17 protein-coding genes and 1 tRNA gene are annotated in these 17,091 nt (G+C 60.0%); 13 read left to right on the top strand and 5 right to left on the bottom strand.

Features of this window, described 5'->3' with window-relative positions; all coding sequences use genetic code 11:
• Positions 1 to 39: 39 nt before the first annotated feature.
• From IF204_RS03715 to IF204_RS03705, 3 genes are all read right to left on the bottom strand, one after another.
• On the bottom strand, positions 40 to 2,385 hold the full coding sequence (locus IF204_RS03715) for a TRAP transporter large permease (RefSeq protein WP_194094776.1): 2,346 nt from the start codon (positions 2,383 to 2,385) through the stop codon (positions 40 to 42).
• An 18-nt stretch (positions 2,386 to 2,403) separates the two neighbouring features.
• On the bottom strand, positions 2,404 to 3,396 hold the full coding sequence (locus tag IF204_RS03710) for a TRAP transporter small permease subunit (RefSeq protein WP_194094774.1): 993 nt from the start codon (positions 3,394 to 3,396) through the stop codon (positions 2,404 to 2,406).
• 115 nt (positions 3,397 to 3,511) lie between these two features.
• Positions 3,512 to 4,594 (bottom strand): TRAP transporter substrate-binding protein, encoded by a 1,083-nt coding sequence (locus IF204_RS03705; RefSeq protein WP_194094772.1) that lies wholly within the window; start codon positions 4,592 to 4,594, stop codon positions 3,512 to 3,514.
• Between the two features lie 228 nt (positions 4,595 to 4,822).
• Between IF204_RS03705 and IF204_RS03700 the strand changes: the two genes are divergently transcribed.
• The 4 genes from IF204_RS03700 (at position 4,823) to ilvN (ending at position 9,569) form a co-directional block, all read left to right on the top strand.
• The gene (locus IF204_RS03700; RefSeq protein ID WP_194094771.1) at positions 4,823 to 6,250 is read left to right on the top strand and encodes a cache domain-containing protein; all 1,428 of its coding nucleotides are present in this window, start codon (positions 4,823 to 4,825) and stop codon (positions 6,248 to 6,250) included.
• On the top strand, positions 6,247 to 6,885 hold the full coding sequence (locus IF204_RS03695) for a response regulator transcription factor (protein WP_194094769.1): 639 nt from the start codon (positions 6,247 to 6,249) through the stop codon (positions 6,883 to 6,885). The genes IF204_RS03700 and IF204_RS03695 overlap by 4 nt, the downstream gene beginning before the upstream one ends.
• 269 nt (positions 6,886 to 7,154) lie before the next feature.
• Positions 7,155 to 8,897, top strand: a complete 1,743-nt coding sequence (locus tag IF204_RS03690) for an acetolactate synthase 3 large subunit (protein ID WP_194094767.1) — start codon at positions 7,155 to 7,157, stop codon at positions 8,895 to 8,897.
• Between the two features lie 108 nt (positions 8,898 to 9,005).
• Positions 9,006 to 9,569, top strand: coding sequence for an acetolactate synthase small subunit (gene ilvN, locus IF204_RS03685; protein WP_167638473.1), 564 nt, complete (start codon positions 9,006 to 9,008; stop codon positions 9,567 to 9,569).
• Between the two features lie 70 nt (positions 9,570 to 9,639).
• On the opposite strand, the gene IF204_RS03680 is transcribed toward ilvN, so the two are convergent.
• Both IF204_RS03680 and IF204_RS03675 read right to left on the bottom strand, forming a co-directional pair.
• Positions 9,640 to 10,380 (bottom strand): GNAT family N-acetyltransferase, encoded by a 741-nt coding sequence (locus IF204_RS03680; protein ID WP_194094765.1) that lies wholly within the window; start codon positions 10,378 to 10,380, stop codon positions 9,640 to 9,642.
• An 84-nt stretch (positions 10,381 to 10,464) separates the two neighbouring features.
• Positions 10,465 to 10,938, bottom strand: coding sequence for an outer membrane protein assembly factor BamE (locus tag IF204_RS03675; protein WP_194094763.1), 474 nt, complete (start codon positions 10,936 to 10,938; stop codon positions 10,465 to 10,467).
• Between the two features lie 81 nt (positions 10,939 to 11,019).
• Between IF204_RS03675 and IF204_RS03670 the strand changes: the two genes are divergently transcribed.
• From IF204_RS03670 to IF204_RS03630, 9 genes are all read left to right on the top strand, one after another.
• On the top strand, positions 11,020 to 11,568 hold the full coding sequence (locus IF204_RS03670) for a YceD family protein (RefSeq protein WP_194094761.1): 549 nt from the start codon (positions 11,020 to 11,022) through the stop codon (positions 11,566 to 11,568).
• 168 nt (positions 11,569 to 11,736) lie between these two features.
• A complete protein-coding gene (gene rpmF / locus IF204_RS03665; protein WP_167638470.1) occupies positions 11,737 to 11,943 on the top strand; it encodes a 50S ribosomal protein L32 in 207 nt (68 codons plus the stop codon).
• A 40-nt stretch (positions 11,944 to 11,983) separates the two neighbouring features.
• On the top strand, positions 11,984 to 13,081 hold the full coding sequence (plsX, locus tag IF204_RS03660; protein ID WP_322743251.1) for a phosphate acyltransferase PlsX: 1,098 nt from the start codon (positions 11,984 to 11,986) through the stop codon (positions 13,079 to 13,081).
• Between the two features lie 5 nt (positions 13,082 to 13,086).
• Complete coding sequence (locus IF204_RS03655; RefSeq protein WP_194094759.1) at positions 13,087 to 14,058, top strand: beta-ketoacyl-ACP synthase III; 972 nt, start codon at positions 13,087 to 13,089, stop codon at positions 14,056 to 14,058.
• Between the two features lie 89 nt (positions 14,059 to 14,147).
• The gene (gene ihfA, locus IF204_RS03650; protein WP_167638468.1) at positions 14,148 to 14,450 is read left to right on the top strand and encodes an integration host factor subunit alpha; all 303 of its coding nucleotides are present in this window, start codon (positions 14,148 to 14,150) and stop codon (positions 14,448 to 14,450) included.
• Positions 14,451 to 14,461: 11 nt separating this feature from the next.
• Positions 14,462 to 15,025, top strand: coding sequence for a MerR family transcriptional regulator (locus tag IF204_RS20045; protein ID WP_228069051.1), 564 nt, complete (start codon positions 14,462 to 14,464; stop codon positions 15,023 to 15,025).
• A gap of 4 nt (positions 15,026 to 15,029) precedes the next feature.
• Complete coding sequence (gph, locus tag IF204_RS03640) at positions 15,030 to 15,677, top strand: phosphoglycolate phosphatase (protein WP_194094757.1); 648 nt, start codon at positions 15,030 to 15,032, stop codon at positions 15,675 to 15,677.
• A 77-nt stretch (positions 15,678 to 15,754) separates the two neighbouring features.
• Positions 15,755 to 15,831, top strand: a tRNA-Pro gene (locus IF204_RS03635).
• A 51-nt stretch (positions 15,832 to 15,882) separates the two neighbouring features.
• Complete coding sequence (locus tag IF204_RS03630; protein WP_194094755.1) at positions 15,883 to 16,956, top strand: 2'-deoxycytidine 5'-triphosphate deaminase; 1,074 nt, start codon at positions 15,883 to 15,885, stop codon at positions 16,954 to 16,956.
• The last annotated feature ends 135 nt before the right edge of the window (positions 16,957 to 17,091 follow it).

Raw genomic sequence — 17,091 nt, 5'->3', positions numbered from 1 at the left:
CGTTTTTGGTAAAGGCGCGGACCAGCCGCGCCTCCCCTATCAGTTCAGCAGGTTCGGCACGATCGTTACAACAGACGGCACCAGCGCGAGCAGCAGCAGGGCAGCCATCTGGATGATGACGAACGGAATGACACCGCGGTAGATGTGACCTGTCGTGACCTCTTTCGGAGCGACGCCGCGCAGGTAGAACAGCGCGAAGCCGAACGGCGGGGTCAGGAACGAGGTCTGCAGGTTCACGGCGATCATGATGGTAACCCACTTCGGATCGAATGACCCACCGTAGATGACCGGACCGACAATCGGGATCACGATGTAGATGATCTCGAGGAAGTCGAGCACGAAGCCGAGCATGAACAGCACCAGCATCACGATCAGGAACGCAGTCCACTCGTTCGAGAACGACCGCAGGAAGTCCTGAATGTAGTGCTCGCCACCAAACGAGATCAGCACGAGGTTCAGAAGCTGCGAGCCGATCAGGATGGTGAAAACCATCGACGTGACCTTCGTGGTTTCGCGAACGACCGGCGACAGAACGCCCATCTTCCACAGAACCCAGCAAGACCACAGGATACCGAACATCGAGAAGAGGAACGCTGCGTAGGCAAGGCCGAACGCAATCATGTTCTCGACCGTCATGTTCGGTCCGGTGCGCATATCGAAGTTGGTGCCAATAATCAGCATCACGACGATGGCGATGGCAGTATAGATTACCAGCTTGGCCGACTTGCCGGCATCGGCAAGCTTACGGCCGGCAGCCAGCAGGATCGCACCACCCGCGCCCAGCGCTGCCGCAGGGGTCGGGTTGGTCACACCGCCAAGGATCGAGCCGAGAACGGCGACGATCAGGACGAGCGGCGGGAAGACCACCTTGACGATGTCGTTCTTCGCCAGCTCACCCGCAGCGGAGCGGACACCGATATAGGCGAGGATCAGTGGGAACAGTATCCACAGGAAGGTCATGCCCGACGACGTCACCGGCGTGATGAACAGATAGTCCACCAGCAGGATCAGCAGCGCGCCGATAGCCCCCACGATGAGCGGTTTGTGGTCGCCCAGCGGGTTGATGCCGCGGCCTGCGGACAGAACGATCGCGATGATCATGACCAGCAGCGACAGGCCGACGCCCAGCTTCGGTGCGGTCTCGATCTTTTCTGCGATCAGGGCGCTGCGCTCTTCTTCCGACAGCTGACGGGCTTCGGCAACGCCGCCAGCGGCATTGATCTCGTCCTGTTCAGCAACGGCAGTGTCCCAAGCTTCCTGACCGTGGAGGTCAATCATGCTCGCCTGACATTCTGCGCTGACGTTGGTGCGCAGCGATGCGGTCTGCCCAGCGTCGGTGTAGCTATCGACGACGAAGGACTGGCTACCCACAATGCCTACCTGCCCGAGGATGATCGTGAAGATCACGGCGGCAGCAGGAACACCGAGGAAGTAAGTCAGCTTTTCGCCGCGCGTCGACATAGACGTCGAGGCGCCGGCCATCTGCACAGCAGGCGCACGCGACGGGTTCAGCAGCGCGTAGACGAAGGCGTAGAGCGCATAGAGAACCGCGAGCATGATCCCCGGCAGCATCGCCGCTTGGAACAGCGTGCCGACCGAAACAACAGCGGGCTCGCCCAACAATGTGAGTGCGTCCGTACAGCCCGCAAGCTGCGCGCGGTCTTCCTGAGCGGCGGAATACAGGTCACCTGCCAGCGTACCGAGAAGAACGATCACGATCGACGGCGGGATGATCTGGCCCAGCGTACCGGAGGCCGCGATGACACCCGTTGCCAGTTCCGGCGAGTACTTGTTCTTGAGCATGGTCGGCAGAGCGAGCAGGCCCATGGTGACAACGGTCGCACCGACGATGCCGGTGGATGCCGCGAGGAACGCGCCCACGACCACGATGGAGACCGCCAGACCGCCCGGAAGCGGGCCGAAGATGTTGGCCATCTTGGTCAGCAGTTCATCAGCGATACGCGAACGCTCCAGCATGATGCCCATCAGAACGAACATCAGAACAGCCAGCAGCGTTTCGATCGACTGACCTGCCAGAACGCGTTCGTTCATACGGTTAACGATGAACGCGATGTTGCGGTCCATTGCCGTTTCCCAGCCCTGCGGGAAGACCGAAATGGCCTCTCGTGGGAGCTCGGGATAGGTGAAGACGGATATCGCATCCGGCCTCACGCCATCGGCAATGAGTGCGTTGTAGGCGTCGGAGTAGGTGTCGATGCCTTGGTGGATCAGCAGACCGGCGCTATCGAGCGCCGCGATGATCACGAACGATACGACAGCAGCGCCGCCGATGGAAAAAGCTACGGGGAAGCCTGACAGGATCGCTCCGAACAGGCTGAGGAATACGATGATGAGGCCGATTTCTACGCCATCAAGTCCGAACATTCTTTTCGTGTCCTTCGCTTAGTGGATATCGGCCACAAGCTCGGCCTGCGGATCGCCAAGATCGTCACGGTCGAGATGTTTGCCTTCGGCTGCAATGCCCTCTTTGCGCTCGAGGTAGGAGCGGAAGAAGAAGGCAAATGCCTGCATGATCACCAGAGCGACGTAGCAGAGCAGCAGCATTTTAAAGAGGAAATACGCGTTGAAACCGTTCGGGCTAAAGCCGATGGTCTCCACGTTCCAGCGAACGGCGGGTGCCTTGCGGATCACTTTGTCCAGCTCATCCGAGGCCGAGATATTCGGCACAATCAGGTGACGCCACATGAAGTACCAGCCGTACATCCACGTCACCAGCGCGACCGGCAGCATGAAGACAATCGAGCCGAACATGTCGATGGTTTTCTTGGTGCGGTAGCTGACGTTGGAATAGACGAGGTCGACGCGGACGTGGCCGCCCTGCACGAACGTGTAGGTCGCACAAAGAGCGACGATCAACGCATTGTAAAACTTGAGGCTTTCCGACCACCAGCTCACGTCGAACGCAAAGCCGAGGCCGAAGCCGAGGGTGATTTCGCTGACCGCGAAAACACGCTGGAGGAAGATGATCATGATCTGGATCATCACCATGATCAGACCAGCCCAAGCGAAGGTGCGACCGATGCCGTTGGCGATGCCTTCGAGCACGCGGACCATGCCCCACATGAAGCCGTTCTTCCAGAAACCGATCGCAGAGAGGATCGCCGCAATCACGAAGAAGACGAAGAGAAACTCCAGCGAACCTCCGTAGTAGACGAAGTTGAGCAGCGACAGTTTGTCTTCGGTGGTGTTGTTCCAGCTCAGCCAGTCGAGCCAGAGGCTCGGATGCGCGATGGCGTAGAACATGTTGTAAAAGGCTTCCAGCACGTTGCCGAAGAACCATTGGAGGACGTTCCCCTGCTCGAACTTGTCGAGACAGCTTATCGTGCCCTCTGTGTTTGCAGCGAAGAAGCCGCTGCAGGCAATTTCTTCTTCCATGATGTCCCCGTTTGGCACGTCCGGCGCATCCCAAGAGGCCGGACAGGCTCCCCGAATGAAGCGGGCCCCTCCGGTCTCCCGAAAAGGCCCGTCCGTTGATTACTGCGCGTCGGGATTAGCCCAGAACGCGGTCACGCTGCGTACGGTAGGTGCCTTCCGAACGGGTGATCCAGTTCGACGACGCTTTCATCGACTCTTCGGCCGAGTTGCGAACGCGCGAGAAGATGTCGTCGCCCATGTACTGGTCGAGCGTTTCCTTCGCTGCGGTGCCGAACGCATCCCAAACGGTGTCCGGGAATTCCAGAACCTTGACGCCGCCTGCCTGCAGACGCTGGAGCGCCGCACCGTTGTTCGAAAGGAACTGGGCGAGGTTGTTCTGGTGCGCTTCGCCTGCTGCGATCTCGTAGATCTTCTGCTGGGCGGGGGTGAGGCTGTCGAAGACGTCGCGGTTCATCGCGAGCGACAGACCAGCGCCCGGCTCGTGGAAGCCAGCGGTGTAGTAGAACTTGGTGATTTCCTGGAAACCAGCCTTTTCGTCAGCCCACGGACCGATCCATTCGGTACCGTCGATCGCGCCCGAAGCCAGCGCTTGGTACACTTCTGCACCCGGAAGGTTCTGAACCGATGCGCCCAGCTTGCCGAGCGCTTCGCCGCCGAGACCCGGCATACGGAACTTCAGACCCTGGAAGTCTTCCGGACCACTGATTTCCTTGGTGAACCAACCACCCGACTGCGCGCCGGTGTTACCGCCGAGGAACGATTTCAGGCCGAAGATCTGGCCGAGTTCGTCGTGCAGTTCCATACCGCCGGCGTAGTAGTACCAGTTTGCCAGTTCCTGAGCGGTCATGCCGAACGGAACAGCGGTGAAGTAAGCGTAGGCCGGGTGCTGGTTGACGAAGTAGTAGTCCGCACCGTGGTACATGTCGGCCTGACCCGAGGTCACAGCGTCGAAGACTTCGAATGCGCCGACGAGTTCGCCAGCAGCCTTGAGGTCAACGGTCAGCTGACCATCGGTCATTGCAGTGATGTTGTCGGCGCAGCGCTGAGCCGCGTCGTGCACGCCAGCCAGACCACGACCCCAAGTGGTGACGAGGGTCAGAGTGCGCTTACCTTGCGCGTAGACCGGTGCGGCCAGCGAAGTTGCTGCTGCAGCGGTACCACCGAGCGCGGAAGTGCGCAGAAAAGAACGACGATCCATTTGGTTTCCTCCCAGAAGTGACGCCCCATCGCTCTCCCCGATGGTTTGCGTCGTTAATCGCGTCGACAGACTAGCCAGCTTCGGGACGCAAAATAAATACCTAGTACTACGTAGAACCTACCGGATTGTCATAAAACCTAACCAATTCATTGGATCACGCTGTCGCACCCCGTCCGAAATTGGGTCAGAGTTGAGCGCACAACCACTGATTCCCATCAACGAATCGCCATGCAATCTCTGGCCGAACGGCTCCGGCACCTCCTCACCTTTACGTATGGCCAGAAGCTGTTCCTTCTGGCCACGCTTCCGCTCATCCTGTCGGTGGGTGTGATCGCGGCCGTGGTAGAGGTGCAGTCGCAGCGTCTGTCGGAGCGTGAGATCCGGATGCTTGAGGGCGAACTGGTCGAAGCAAAGCGGCAGGAGTTGAAGAACTACCTGTCCATCGCGCGAACCGCGTTCATCACGGTCTATGGCCGCGCCGCGCCGGATGACGAGCAGGCCAAGCTGGAAGTGACGCAAATCCTTTCGGCGATGCTTTATGGTCAGGACGGCTACTTCTTTGTTTACGACTACGACGGCAACAATCTTGTCGCCCCGCGCCAGACGGAGCTGATCGGGCGCAACTGGATCGGGCTGGAGGACCGCAACGGCACGCCCATCGTTGATGAGTTGATCCGTATCGCCCGCGACGGCGGCGGCTATCACACCTTCGACTGGCCCCGCCCGTCGACCGGAGAGATCGGGCGCATGGTCGTCTTTGTGAACGGCCTTCAGGATTGGCGCTGGGTCATCGGCACGGGCATCTTTATCGACGACGCCGTTGATGCGGTGGCGACTGCGAAATCTGAAGTGTCGGCCCGTATCCGCCGTACGTCCCTCTATATCCTTCTTATTGCAACAGGCGCGCTGGTGCTGGTTTTCGCCACGGGCGTGGGTCTCAACATCCGCGAACGCCGCCTTGCCGATGCGAAACTGAAAGAACTGACCGAGCGCATCATCGACACGCAAGAAGAGGAACGCGGGCGCGTTGCGCGGGAACTTCACGACTCCATCAGCCAGATGTTGGTGGGCGTGCGCTATGTGCTGGAGCTGGCAAAACGGCGTGTGGCGACTGGTGACGACCGCGCTGCCGAAAGCCTCGACAAAGGGATCAGCGGGCTTGGAGGCGCCATTCAGGAGGTTCGCCGCATCAGCCGCGATCTGCGCCCTGGTGTGCTCGATGACCTCGGCCTCGGCCCTGCCCTTCAGGCGCTCACCGATGAATTCTCGACCCGCACGGGCATTGAAACCGACTTCGAAACGGTGGTGTTCCGCGGCCGCCTCGACCGCGAAGCGCGCATCGCGCTCTATCGCATCGCGCAGGAAGCCCTCACCAATATCGAGCGACATTCGGGCGCGACCCATGTTCACGTCCATTTGCGCGGCACGCGGAATGGCGCGAACCTCCACATTTCGGACAATGGCTGCGGGATGGACTGGCCAATGCCACCCCGACGTGCAAAATCAGGGCTGGGCCTACGGAACATGCAGGAGCGCATCGAACAGCTTGATGGGACGCTGACCATTGAGAGCAGCGACAAAGGCACAACGATCCGCGCCGTTGTCCCGCTGACCCACATGCTTCCGCCGGATTCGCGCAATAAGGACGAGACATGAGCATTCGCATCGCGATCGTGGACGATCACCCGATGGTCGTCGAAGGTATCCAAGCCATCTTGGAGACTTACGACGATATCGAAGTCGTGGGCGCGCTGACCAGCGGCGAAGAAGCGATTGCGGCTGTCGATACGCTAAACCCCGATGTCATGCTGCTCGACCTGAACATGCCGGGGATCGGAGGGCTATCGGCGACGGAGATGATCCTCGAACGCCAGCCCGACACGCGCATTCTCATCCTGTCGATGCACGACAGCCCCGAATATATCTCGACCGCGTTGAACCACGGCGCGCGCGGGTATGTACTGAAGGACGTGCCGACCGAGGAAATCCGCACGGCTATCGACAAAGTGATGGCAGGCGAGACTTACCTCTGCACCGGCGCCAAAGGATCGCTCAAACCCAAGATTGCCGATGGTCGTGAGCCCCTGACCAATCGCGAGCAGACCATCCTTCTGGAACTTGCGACCGGCAAATCGAATAAAGAAGTCGCGCTAGCCCTCGACATCTCCGTCAGGACGGTGGAAACCCACCGCAAGAATATCAAGCGCAAACTGGGCATTAGCTCCACCGCTGGCCTCACGCGATATGCGCTGGAACACGGCGTCCTGCAGGGTACGGGACGCAGCGTGTAACGCTTTGCCACGGCAATTTGAAAGAAAGTTGCGAAAATAGCCCCCCCCACGACATTTTCTCCAAAGGGGCTGTTGACCTCCTTTTTTGATCGTGCATAAGTCAGGCCCGTAAACGAAAGGCTCCGAAATGCACAACCTTCTAGTGGTAGTGGTGGTCGAAAGGCGCATGGTCCGGTAACGGAAGCCATATCGGCACCCCATGCGCCCCCGAAAAACCTTCGGGGGCTTTTTTGTGAGATAACGACGACGCAGTATAAGGAAGAACGCAGATGTCTCGTCAGATGACCGGCGCGAAAATGGTGGTTCAAGCTCTGAAGGATCAGGGCGTGGACACGGTATTCGGATACCCCGGCGGCGCTGTGCTACCGATCTACGACGAAATCTTCCAGCAGAACGATATCCGCCACGTCCTCGTGCGCCACGAACAGGCAGCGATCCACGCTGCCGAAGGCTACGCCCGCTCGACCGGTAAGGTCGGCGTTGCGCTGGTCACTTCGGGCCCGGGTGCGACGAACGCGGTGACCGGTCTGACGGACGCACTGATGGACTCGATCCCGCTCGTGGTGTTCTCCGGTCAGGTTCCGACCTTCATGATCGGTTCGGACGCGTTCCAGGAAGCCGATACCGTCGGCATCACCCGACCCTGCACCAAGCACAACTGGCTGGTTCGCGATGCGGACGAGCTGTCGGGCCGCATCCACGAAGCGTTCCATATCGCTTCTTCGGGCCGTCCGGGTCCGGTTCTGGTCGACATCCCCAAGGACGTCCAGTTCGCTTCTGCGACCTATACCGAAAAGACCAAGATCAAGCCGCGCTACCAGCCCAAGGTCAAAGGCGACATCGAGGGCATCAACGACCTCGTCAAGCTGATGGAAAAGGCCAAGCGCCCCGTGTTCTATACCGGCGGCGGCGTCATCAACTCGGGCGATGCGGCGAGCCAACTGCTGCGCGAACTGGTTGAAGCCACCAACTTTCCGATCACCTCGACCCTGATGGGTCTTGGCGCCTATCCCGCGTCGGGCGACAAGTGGCTCGGTATGTTGGGTATGCACGGTCTCTATGAAGCCAACATGGCGATGCACGACTGCGACCTGATGATCAACGTCGGCGCACGCTTCGACGACCGTATCACCGGCCGCACCGATGCGTTCTCGCCGAAGTCAAAGAAGGCCCACATCGACATCGATCCGTCGTCGATCAACAAGATCATCCACGTTGACATCCCGATCATCGGCGATGTTGCCCACGTTCTCGAAGACCTGCTGAAGGTCTGGAAATCGCGTGGCCGCGTCACCGACAAAGAGTCGCTGTCGAAGTGGTGGGAAAAGATCAACGGCTGGCGCAAGGTCAACTGCCTCGCCTACACCAACTCGGAATCGGTCATCAAACCGCAGTACGCGCTCCAGCGTCTCGAAGAACTGACCAAAGGCATGGACCGCTACATCACGACCGAAGTCGGTCAGCACCAGATGTGGGCAGCCCAGTTCCTCGGTTTCGAGGACCCGAACCGCTGGATGACCTCGGGCGGCCTCGGCACCATGGGCTACGGTTTCCCCGCATCGGTCGGTGTGCAGATGGCACACCCCGAAGCGCTCGTGATCAACGTCGCAGGCGAAGCCTCGTGGCTGATGAACATGCAGGAAATGGGCACCGCGGTTCAGTACCGCCTGCCGGTCAAGCAGTTCATCCTGAACAACGAGCGCCTCGGCATGGTCCGCCAGTGGCAGGAACTGCTGCACGGCGAACGCTACTCGTCGAGCTGGTCGGAAGCCCTGCCCGACTTCGTGAAGCTGGCAGAAGCCTTCGGTGCCAAAGGTATCATCTGTAAGGATCCCAAGGACCTCGACGACGCGATCATGGAAATGATCAAGCACGACGGTCCGGTGATCTTCGACTGTCTGGTCGAGAAGCACGAAAACTGCTTCCCCATGATCCCGTCGGGCAAGCCGCATAACGAAATGCTGCTCTCTGCCGATGCCGAAGCATTCAAATCGGGCGCCGCGCTGGTGTGATGCCCCTCGGCGGGCCACCGCGGCCCGCCTGCCCCCACGCTGCGCGCATCGCAGCGGTCAATGTATCCAAGCCTCGCCCTGCGAAGGCCAAGCAGAAACGGAAATAAGATGTCTCCGCTAAACATTAAAAAGGGTTCGACCAGCCACTCCGCCTACAACCTACGCTCCGGCTACGGAGATACGGTCGAACGCCACACCCTTGCCTGCCTCGTCGCCAACGAACCCGGCGTTCTGGCGCGCGTCATCGGCCTCTTTGCAGGTCGTGGCTACAACATCGAAAGCCTCACCGTGGCCGAGGTCGATCATCAGGGCCACCAGTCGCGTATTACCATCGTGACCTCGGGCACCCCGCAGATCATCGAACAGATCAAAGCGCAGCTGGGCCGCATCGTCGTCGTCCTCGAAGTGCATGACCTCACCGTCGAAGGTCCGAGCGTCGAGCGCGAACTGGGCCTCTTCAAGGTCGCAGGCCAAGGCGACCAGCGCGTCGAAGCACTGCGTCTGGCCGATATCTTCCGCGCCAGCGTCGTTGACACCACCCTCGAAAGTTTCGTGTTCGAACTGACCGGAACACCGGAAAAGATCGACGCCTTCGCAGACCTGATGCGCCCGCTGGGCCTCGTGGAAGTGGCTCGCACCGGCGTTGCAGCCCTGTCGCGCGGCGCAAAATAAGCGCCCGCTCTTCATTCTGACGAAAATACCTCGGGGTGAATGGCGCAAAGCGCCAGAGGGGCAGCGCCCCTCACCCCGCCACAGCCCGCAATGCCTTTGCGCGGGCTGGCGGAATGGCCTTGATCTCGAGGCCGGTGAAGACATGCAGCGTGTTGAGGTCGGTATCCACGACTGCATGATCGCTCACCCATCCCCCCATCACCAGATAGGTCTTGAGCAGCGGCGGCATCCGCAGCATCGCAGCCTTGCGGTCCAGCGGCCTGCGTAGGCGTTCGCTGGCAAAGCGGAACACACGCGGCGCTTTCACCTTCGGCAGCCAACGCTTGGGTGCGAGGTGACGCTCTGCCAGCATATCGAAGGCATCGACGTAGCTGTCCGCCTCAATCCCATGGAAGGACGAGCAGCCGAACAGCAGCTCTACCCCAGCCTCGTCGACGTATTGCGTCATCGCACCCCACGCGACGCGCAGGACATCAGGATCGCGGACCTCGGGCGCAATACAGAACCGGCCCATTTCGACCATCGGACCGTCAAAGGCGCCGAGCGATGACAGTTCGTAATACTGCGCGGAATAGCTTTTTCCGATCTCCGACCCGCTCGCCAACGGCAGGAGGCGGAAACAGCACACGAGCTCCCCGCTCCGCGTATCCTCGACCAGCACATGTTGGCAGACTTCGTCGAAATGATCAGCGTCATGCCCGTCGTGTTCGCCAATGAAACAGCGGTGACGCAAGCGCTGCGCCCGCAGGATGTCCTCAGGCGTTTCGGCTAGTCGGGCGATGTAGCGGCCGCGGGTCAGGCTCAGGCGCATGGCGGTACCCAGCAAACAAAGACACCTGCTACATTAACCGAGGCATGTAACAGGTGTATTGTCTTTTTTGCGCTGACTTTGATCTTAGTCCGAACCGATGAAATCGGCAGCGTTGAAGCGACCGATCGAACCGAGGATCTGGCGCATCAGCGTATTGTCACGCAGACCATCATCGGTCACGCGGCGCGACAGGGATACGACGTTGCCATCCTCAAGCCCGAAGAGCTCTACGTTACGCACGATACCGGCCGCGTCGAAATCGAGCGCCAGAACGGTGCGGTCAACCTCTTTGGGCGGGAGCGGGCCGTAGTTACGGACCGCGTAGGATACGTAGTAAAGGCTATCGGTGCCGGTGATGCCGCCCATCGACGGACGACCCAGCTTTTCGATGACCGTGGCGCGGGTGTCGCTGCCGACGTCGACCGACGCGATTGCTTCCTGGCTCGGTGTGAACCCGTGATAGTCGATGCGCTCGACACAGGCGCTGGTAGCAAGCAGGGCCGCTACCGCAAGTGGAAGGATCCGCATACCGCGGATGATACCTGCCGTCTTGCCCATGAATGCCCCCTTGTATCGCTTTGCCTTGGCTTTTAGTTGGCTTACATCACCCTAAGGCCGTTGTTCAAGAATGGAAGCGTAATGGGCTCTACCGACAAACATATCTACCGTCTGTCCGAATTGTCCGGACGCACCGAAGTTCCCTTCACGCTGGAGCCCGACGCGGACGCCCGCGCCAAGCTGGCTCGCGTGCTCGACATTCCGAAAATCCGCAAACTCCGCTTCGAGGGTCAGCTGCTCGCACGCGGCAAAACCGACTGGCATCTCCATGCAAAACTGGGCGCGACCGTCGTCCAGGAGTGTGTCGTGACGCTGGAGCCGGTCACCACCCGCATCGACGAGAGCATCGTGCGCGCCTATGTGCACGACTACGAAGAGACCGTCATCGGTGAAGTCGAAATGCCCGACGATGATTCCATCGAGCCGCTGCCGACCGCTATCGATCTCTATGAAGTGATGTCCGAAGCGCTCAGTCTCGCCCTTCCGCCCTTCCCCCGCGCGGAGGGAGTAGAGCTTGGCGAAGCGGTTTACACCGAAAAAGGAATCGCTCCGATGCGGGACGAGGACACAAAACCGTTCGCGGGCCTAAAATCCTTGCGCGACTCTCTGGAAAAACCAGAAAAAGAATGACAAAAGGCCCCGATACGGGGCTTGCGCAAACGCGAAATCGCAGTATGTTCGCGGCCTCTTTCAAACGATACTCGACAGGCCGCGTCTAATCGTCTAGGACGCCCGCGATACTCGTAAGCGAAACACGAAACACCGGGCCATGCGCCCCCGAACTAGATAGGTAGAGACATGGCCGTTCAGCAGAACAAAGTCTCCAAATCGCGCCGCAACATGCGCCGCGCACACGACGCTCTGGTTGCTGCCAACCCGAACGAATGCTCGTCCTGTGGCGAACTGAAGCGTCCGCACCACGTTTGCCCGTCCTGCGGTCACTACGATAGCAAAGAAATCGTAGCTCAGGCCGACGAAGTCGATCTGGACGAAGACGCTGCATAAGCATCTCCAGTGGTACTAATGGCAAACGGACGGGTCTGACGTGACCAATACCTCGGAAAAATCCGTAGTCTTGTCCGTAGATGCCATGGGCGGTGATAAAGGGCCTGCGGCTATTGTCGCGGGCCTTGCCAGTTTTCTGGCAAAGGATCCGTCAGCACGCGCCATCCTGCATGGCCGCGAGCAAGACCTGACTTCGCTCGTCAACAAGCGCCGCATTGCAGACCGCGTTGAAATCCGCGACTGCCCCGACGTGGTCCAGATGACCGATAAGCCCTCGCAGATTCTGCGTCAGGGCAAAAAGACGTCTATGTGGTCGGCTATCACTGCGGTGAAGACCGGCGATGCGGATGTCTGTGTCTCCTGCGGCAACACCGGCGCGCTGATGGCGATGTCGATGCTCATCCTGCGCAAGGTCGACGGCGTGAACCGTCCGGCCATCGCTTGCATGTGGCCGTCGATGAGCGCGGGCAACTTCAATGTCATGCTCGATGCGGGCGCCGATATTCGCGCCGATCAGGACGACCTTCTGACCTACGCGCTGATGGGCACGTCTTACGCTCGCAACGGTATGGGCCTTGCCCGTCCCCGCGTTGGCCTGCTGAACGTCGGCGTCGAAGAGCACAAGGGCCGCGCCGAACTGAAGGTCGCGCACGAGCTGATCGCTGCTGCCGCCGACCGCGGCGAGTTCGAGTATGTCGGCTTCGTCGAAGGCAACGACCTGCCCTCCGACCGTGTGGATGTGATCGTCACCGACGGTTTCACCGGGAACGTCGCGCTGAAAACTGGTGAAGGCACTGCGAACCTGATCTCCAGCGCGCTACGCGAGGCATTCAACAATTCGTTCCTGTCGCGTATCGCGGCGGCAATTGCCTATACCTCGCTCCAGCGCCTGAAAAAGCGGATCGACCCGCGCCGCGTCAACGGCGGTGTGTTCCTCGGCCTGAACGGCTCGGTCATCAAAAGCCACGGCTCTGCCGACTCGACCGGCGTTGCTGCCGCGCTCGCCCTTGCGAGCCGCCTCGGCAAGAACGGCTTCTCACAGAAACTGGCTGCACGGGTTGCAACTGCCACCGCACTTGCGCAAGATGCCCAGAATGACGGCGCGGAAGCTGCGCCCACAAGCGCAAAAAGCGAGTAATTTCAATGACGATCAGAGCGGTGGTTACCGGCGTAGGGCATTATCTTCCCGAGCGCGTGGTTCCCAACTCCTACTTCGAAGACAAGCTGGACACGTCCCACGACTGGATTGTCAGCCGTTCCGGAATTGAACGCCGCCACTTCGCCGCCGAAGGCCAGACGACCTCCGATCTTGCGACCCGCGCTGCCAATGCCGCGCTCGAAAACGCGGGTCTGACCGGTAACGACATCGACGCGATCGTCCTTGCGACCTCGACCGCCGACTTCACTTTCCCGTCCGCTGCAACCATGGTTCAGCACAACATCGGGAACACCAAGGGTTTCGCTTTCGATATCCAAGCTGTCTGCGCCGGTTTCGTTTTCGCCCTGACCAACGCCAACGCCCTGATCCAGTCGGGTAGCGCGAAGCGTGTTCTGGTTATCGGCGCGGAAACCTTCACCCGCATCATGGACTGGGAAGACCGCTCCACCTGCGTTCTGTTCGGTGACGGCGCTGGTGCGCTGATCATTGAGGCGCAAGACGGCACCGGCGCGAATACCGACCGCGGTATTCTGGCGACCGATTTGAATTCCGACGGCACCTACCGCGATCTGCTCTATGTGGACGGCGGTGTTTCGACCCAGACCACCGGCCGTCTGCGTATGGAAGGCAAGGAAGTCTTCCGTCACGCTGTCGAAAAACTAGCGCAAACCGCGCACAAATCGCTCGGCGACGCTGGTCTGACATCCGAAGATGTCGATTGGGTCGTGCCGCATCAGGCGAACATCCGCATCATCCAGTCGACCGCCAAAAAGCTCGGCGTCAGCATGGATAAGGTGATCGTGACCGTTCAGGACCACGGCAACACCTCGGCGGCATCGATTCCCCTCGCGCTCTCCGTAGGCGTGCAGAGCGGTCAGATCAAACAGGGCGATCTGGTCGTGACAGAGGCGATTGGCGGCGGTCTGGCATGGGGTTCGGTCGTAATCCGCTGGTAAGGTGGACTATTACTGCTCTTTCCAAGCCCCTGTTATTGACAGGTAAATTCGAGCCTGCGTAACATTCTCAAAACCTGAGGGGGAATGGCATGGCCGAAAAGACTCTGACACGTATGGATCTTGCCGAAGCGGTACACGCTGAAGTCGGGCTTTCTCGCAATGATAGCGCGGAGCTAGTCGAAAGCGTGCTCAAGCACATTTCGGACGCTCTGGTCGAAGGCGAAACCGTCAAGATCAGCTCTTTCGGCACCTTCACCGTCCGCGACAAAGCGGAACGCGTTGGCCGGAACCCGAAAACCGGTGAGCCGAAGGTGATTTCTCCGCGCCGTGTGCTGACATTCCGTCCCAGCCACCTTATGAAAGACCGCGTTTCGGACGGTAACAAATCTTAAGGGCTTAACCCATGGGCAAATCACGCGATGCCTTCCGCACCATCAGCGAGGTGTCGGAGTGGCTGGACACGCCAGCCCACGTGTTGCGCTTTTGGGAAAGCAAATTCACGCAGATCAAACCTGTGAAGCGCGCGGGCGGCCGCCGCTATTACCGCCCTGTCGACATGGAACTGCTCGGCGGTATCAAGAAACTCCTGCATGACGACGGCATGACCATCAAGGGCGCGCAAAAACTGCTGCGCGAGATGGGCGTGAAGCACGTCGCGTCCCTTGGCAAATCGCTGACCGATGAACAGCAGACGGCGCCCGAGCATCAAACCGATGATGTGATCGAAGGCGTGCCGGCAGTGTCCGAGACAAAGCCGCAGCCCGAAGATCGCGAGATCGCTGCCATCGGTGATCTGTTCTCGTCCATCCCTGCAAATGTCAGTGAGCCCCCTGCCCAGCCGGAACCTATCGGAGTCTTGTCGCTTATCTCTCGGGGCGACCGGAGCGCGCTGGCGCGCAAGTCCGGTTTGATCAGACCCCATTTTGATAACCTCGCGGCGCTTTATGGTCGCATGACCGGAAACTGATTTTATGTCCGAACAAACTGCCGTGGTCTTTGACCTCGACGGGACGCTGATCGACAGCGTTCCCGATATCGCCGCGTCCGTGAACACGATGCTTCAAGGCTACGGCCTCGACCCGCTGGACCGCGACACCGTGCAAAGCTTCGTCGGCAATGGCACCGCTTTCCTCTTCAGCCGCGTCTGCGACGTGCGCGATGTCCCCGAAGCTGAACGCGATCAAGCGTATAAGACCTTCATGGACACTTACGTGGATGCGCACGACCTGACGACGATCTACGATGGCGTCACCGACGCGCTGGACCGTCTCAAATCTGCGGGTTGTGTCCTTGGTCTGTGCACAAACAAGCCGACGGCTCCGATGAAAAGCGTCCTCGCGCAGCTTGGCCTCGCGCATTACTTCGACGCGATGATCGCCGGCGATTCGCTGGAAAAGCGCAAACCCGATCCCCTTCCGCTCGACACCACGTTCACGATGCTTGGCCGCACACGTCAGTTTTACGTCGGTGATAGTGAAGTCGATGCGGAAACAGCGCAGAACGCACAGATCGATTTTGCCTTTTTCACCGTCGGCTACCACAAGACAACGGTCGCGCAGGTCCCCAAACGCTGGTCATTCGACCACTGGTCGGAACTGCCGGACCTGATCCTTGGCTAACTCCTGACAGATCGACGGAATTTTCCCCAGATTGCGTCTTGCTCTTGCCCGCAAAAACGGTAAGAAGGCCCACACGTCGGGCTATAGCGCAGCCTGGTAGCGCGTCCGTCTGGGGGACGGAAGGTCGCAGGTTCGAGTCCTGCTAGCCCGACCATCAAAATCGCCCGCCCTCACTGGGCGGGCGATTTGTTTTTGGGAGGAAAGAATGACCGGAGTATTGGCAAGCCAGCAGATCGCAAAGCTGATCGACGATGGCGCAATCTCGGCCGCGACACCCTACGTCGAAGGTCAGATCCAGCCCGCAAGCCTAGACCTGCGTCTCGGCACTGTCGCTTACCGCGTCCGCGCATCTTTCCTTGCTGGCGAGGGTCGCTCCGTCGCCGACCGCCTCACCGAATTCGAGATGCACCGCGTCGACCTGACGAATGGCGCCGTCCTTGAAAAGGGATGCGTCTACGTCGTGCCGCTGATGGAAAGCCTCGCGCTGCCCGCTGGCATTCAAGCCGTCGCGAATGCCAAATCCTCCACCGGTCGCCTCGACCTGCTGACCCGCACGATCACCGACGGCGGCGTCGAATTCGACCGTATCGCACTGGGCTACCAAGGCCCGCTCTACGCAGAGATTTGCCCGCGCTCGTTCTCAGTCCTCGTCCGCCCTGGAATGCGGCTGAACCAGATCCGTTTCCGCTCCGGCCACGCAGTGCTGGACGATGCCGAACTGCAAGCGCTCCACGCGGAAACCCCGCTCGTTAACGGCGAACCTGTCATTGATGACGGCCTCGGCTTTTCTGTCGACCTCGCGCCGCAGAACGGAACCCTCGTCGGCTACCGCGCCAAGCCGCACACCGGCGTCATCGACCTCGACCTCCTGAACCACTACGATCCGCGCGAATTCTGGGAAGAGGTCCACTCGGACAACCAGCAGATCATCCTCGATCCTGGTGCGTTCTACATCCTCGTCAGCCGCGAGGCCGTCACCATCCCGCCGATGCAGGCCGCCGAGATGGCTCCTTACCTCGCCATGGTCGGCGAATTCCGCGTCCACTATGCAGGCTTTTTTGACCCAGGTTTCGGCCACGAAAGCGCTGGCGGCACAGGCTCGCGCGGCGTCCTCGAAGTCCGCTGCCACGAGGCGCCCTTCGTCCTCGAACACGGCCAGATCGTCGGCCGCCTCGTATACGAACAAATGGCCGAACTGCCCGAACAACTCTACGGCCGCGATATCAAATCGAACTATCAGGGTCAGGGCCTCAAGCTCTCCAAACACTTCCGCGCCTGATCTTCATTCTGACCCAAATACCTCGGGGTGAATGGCGCACAGCGCCAGAGGGGCAGCGCCCCTCCAATCGCGCTCAACACCACAACGACCGATGCCAAGCATCGGCGTAATTCCGCAGTATTTCCGTCATCATCC

The sequence above is a fragment of the Marivivens aquimaris genome (assembly GCF_015220045.1).
GTDB classification, from domain to species: Bacteria; Pseudomonadota; Alphaproteobacteria; order Rhodobacterales; family Rhodobacteraceae; genus Marivivens; species Marivivens aquimaris.
This window is presented reverse-complemented; position numbering and strand designations above follow the sequence as displayed.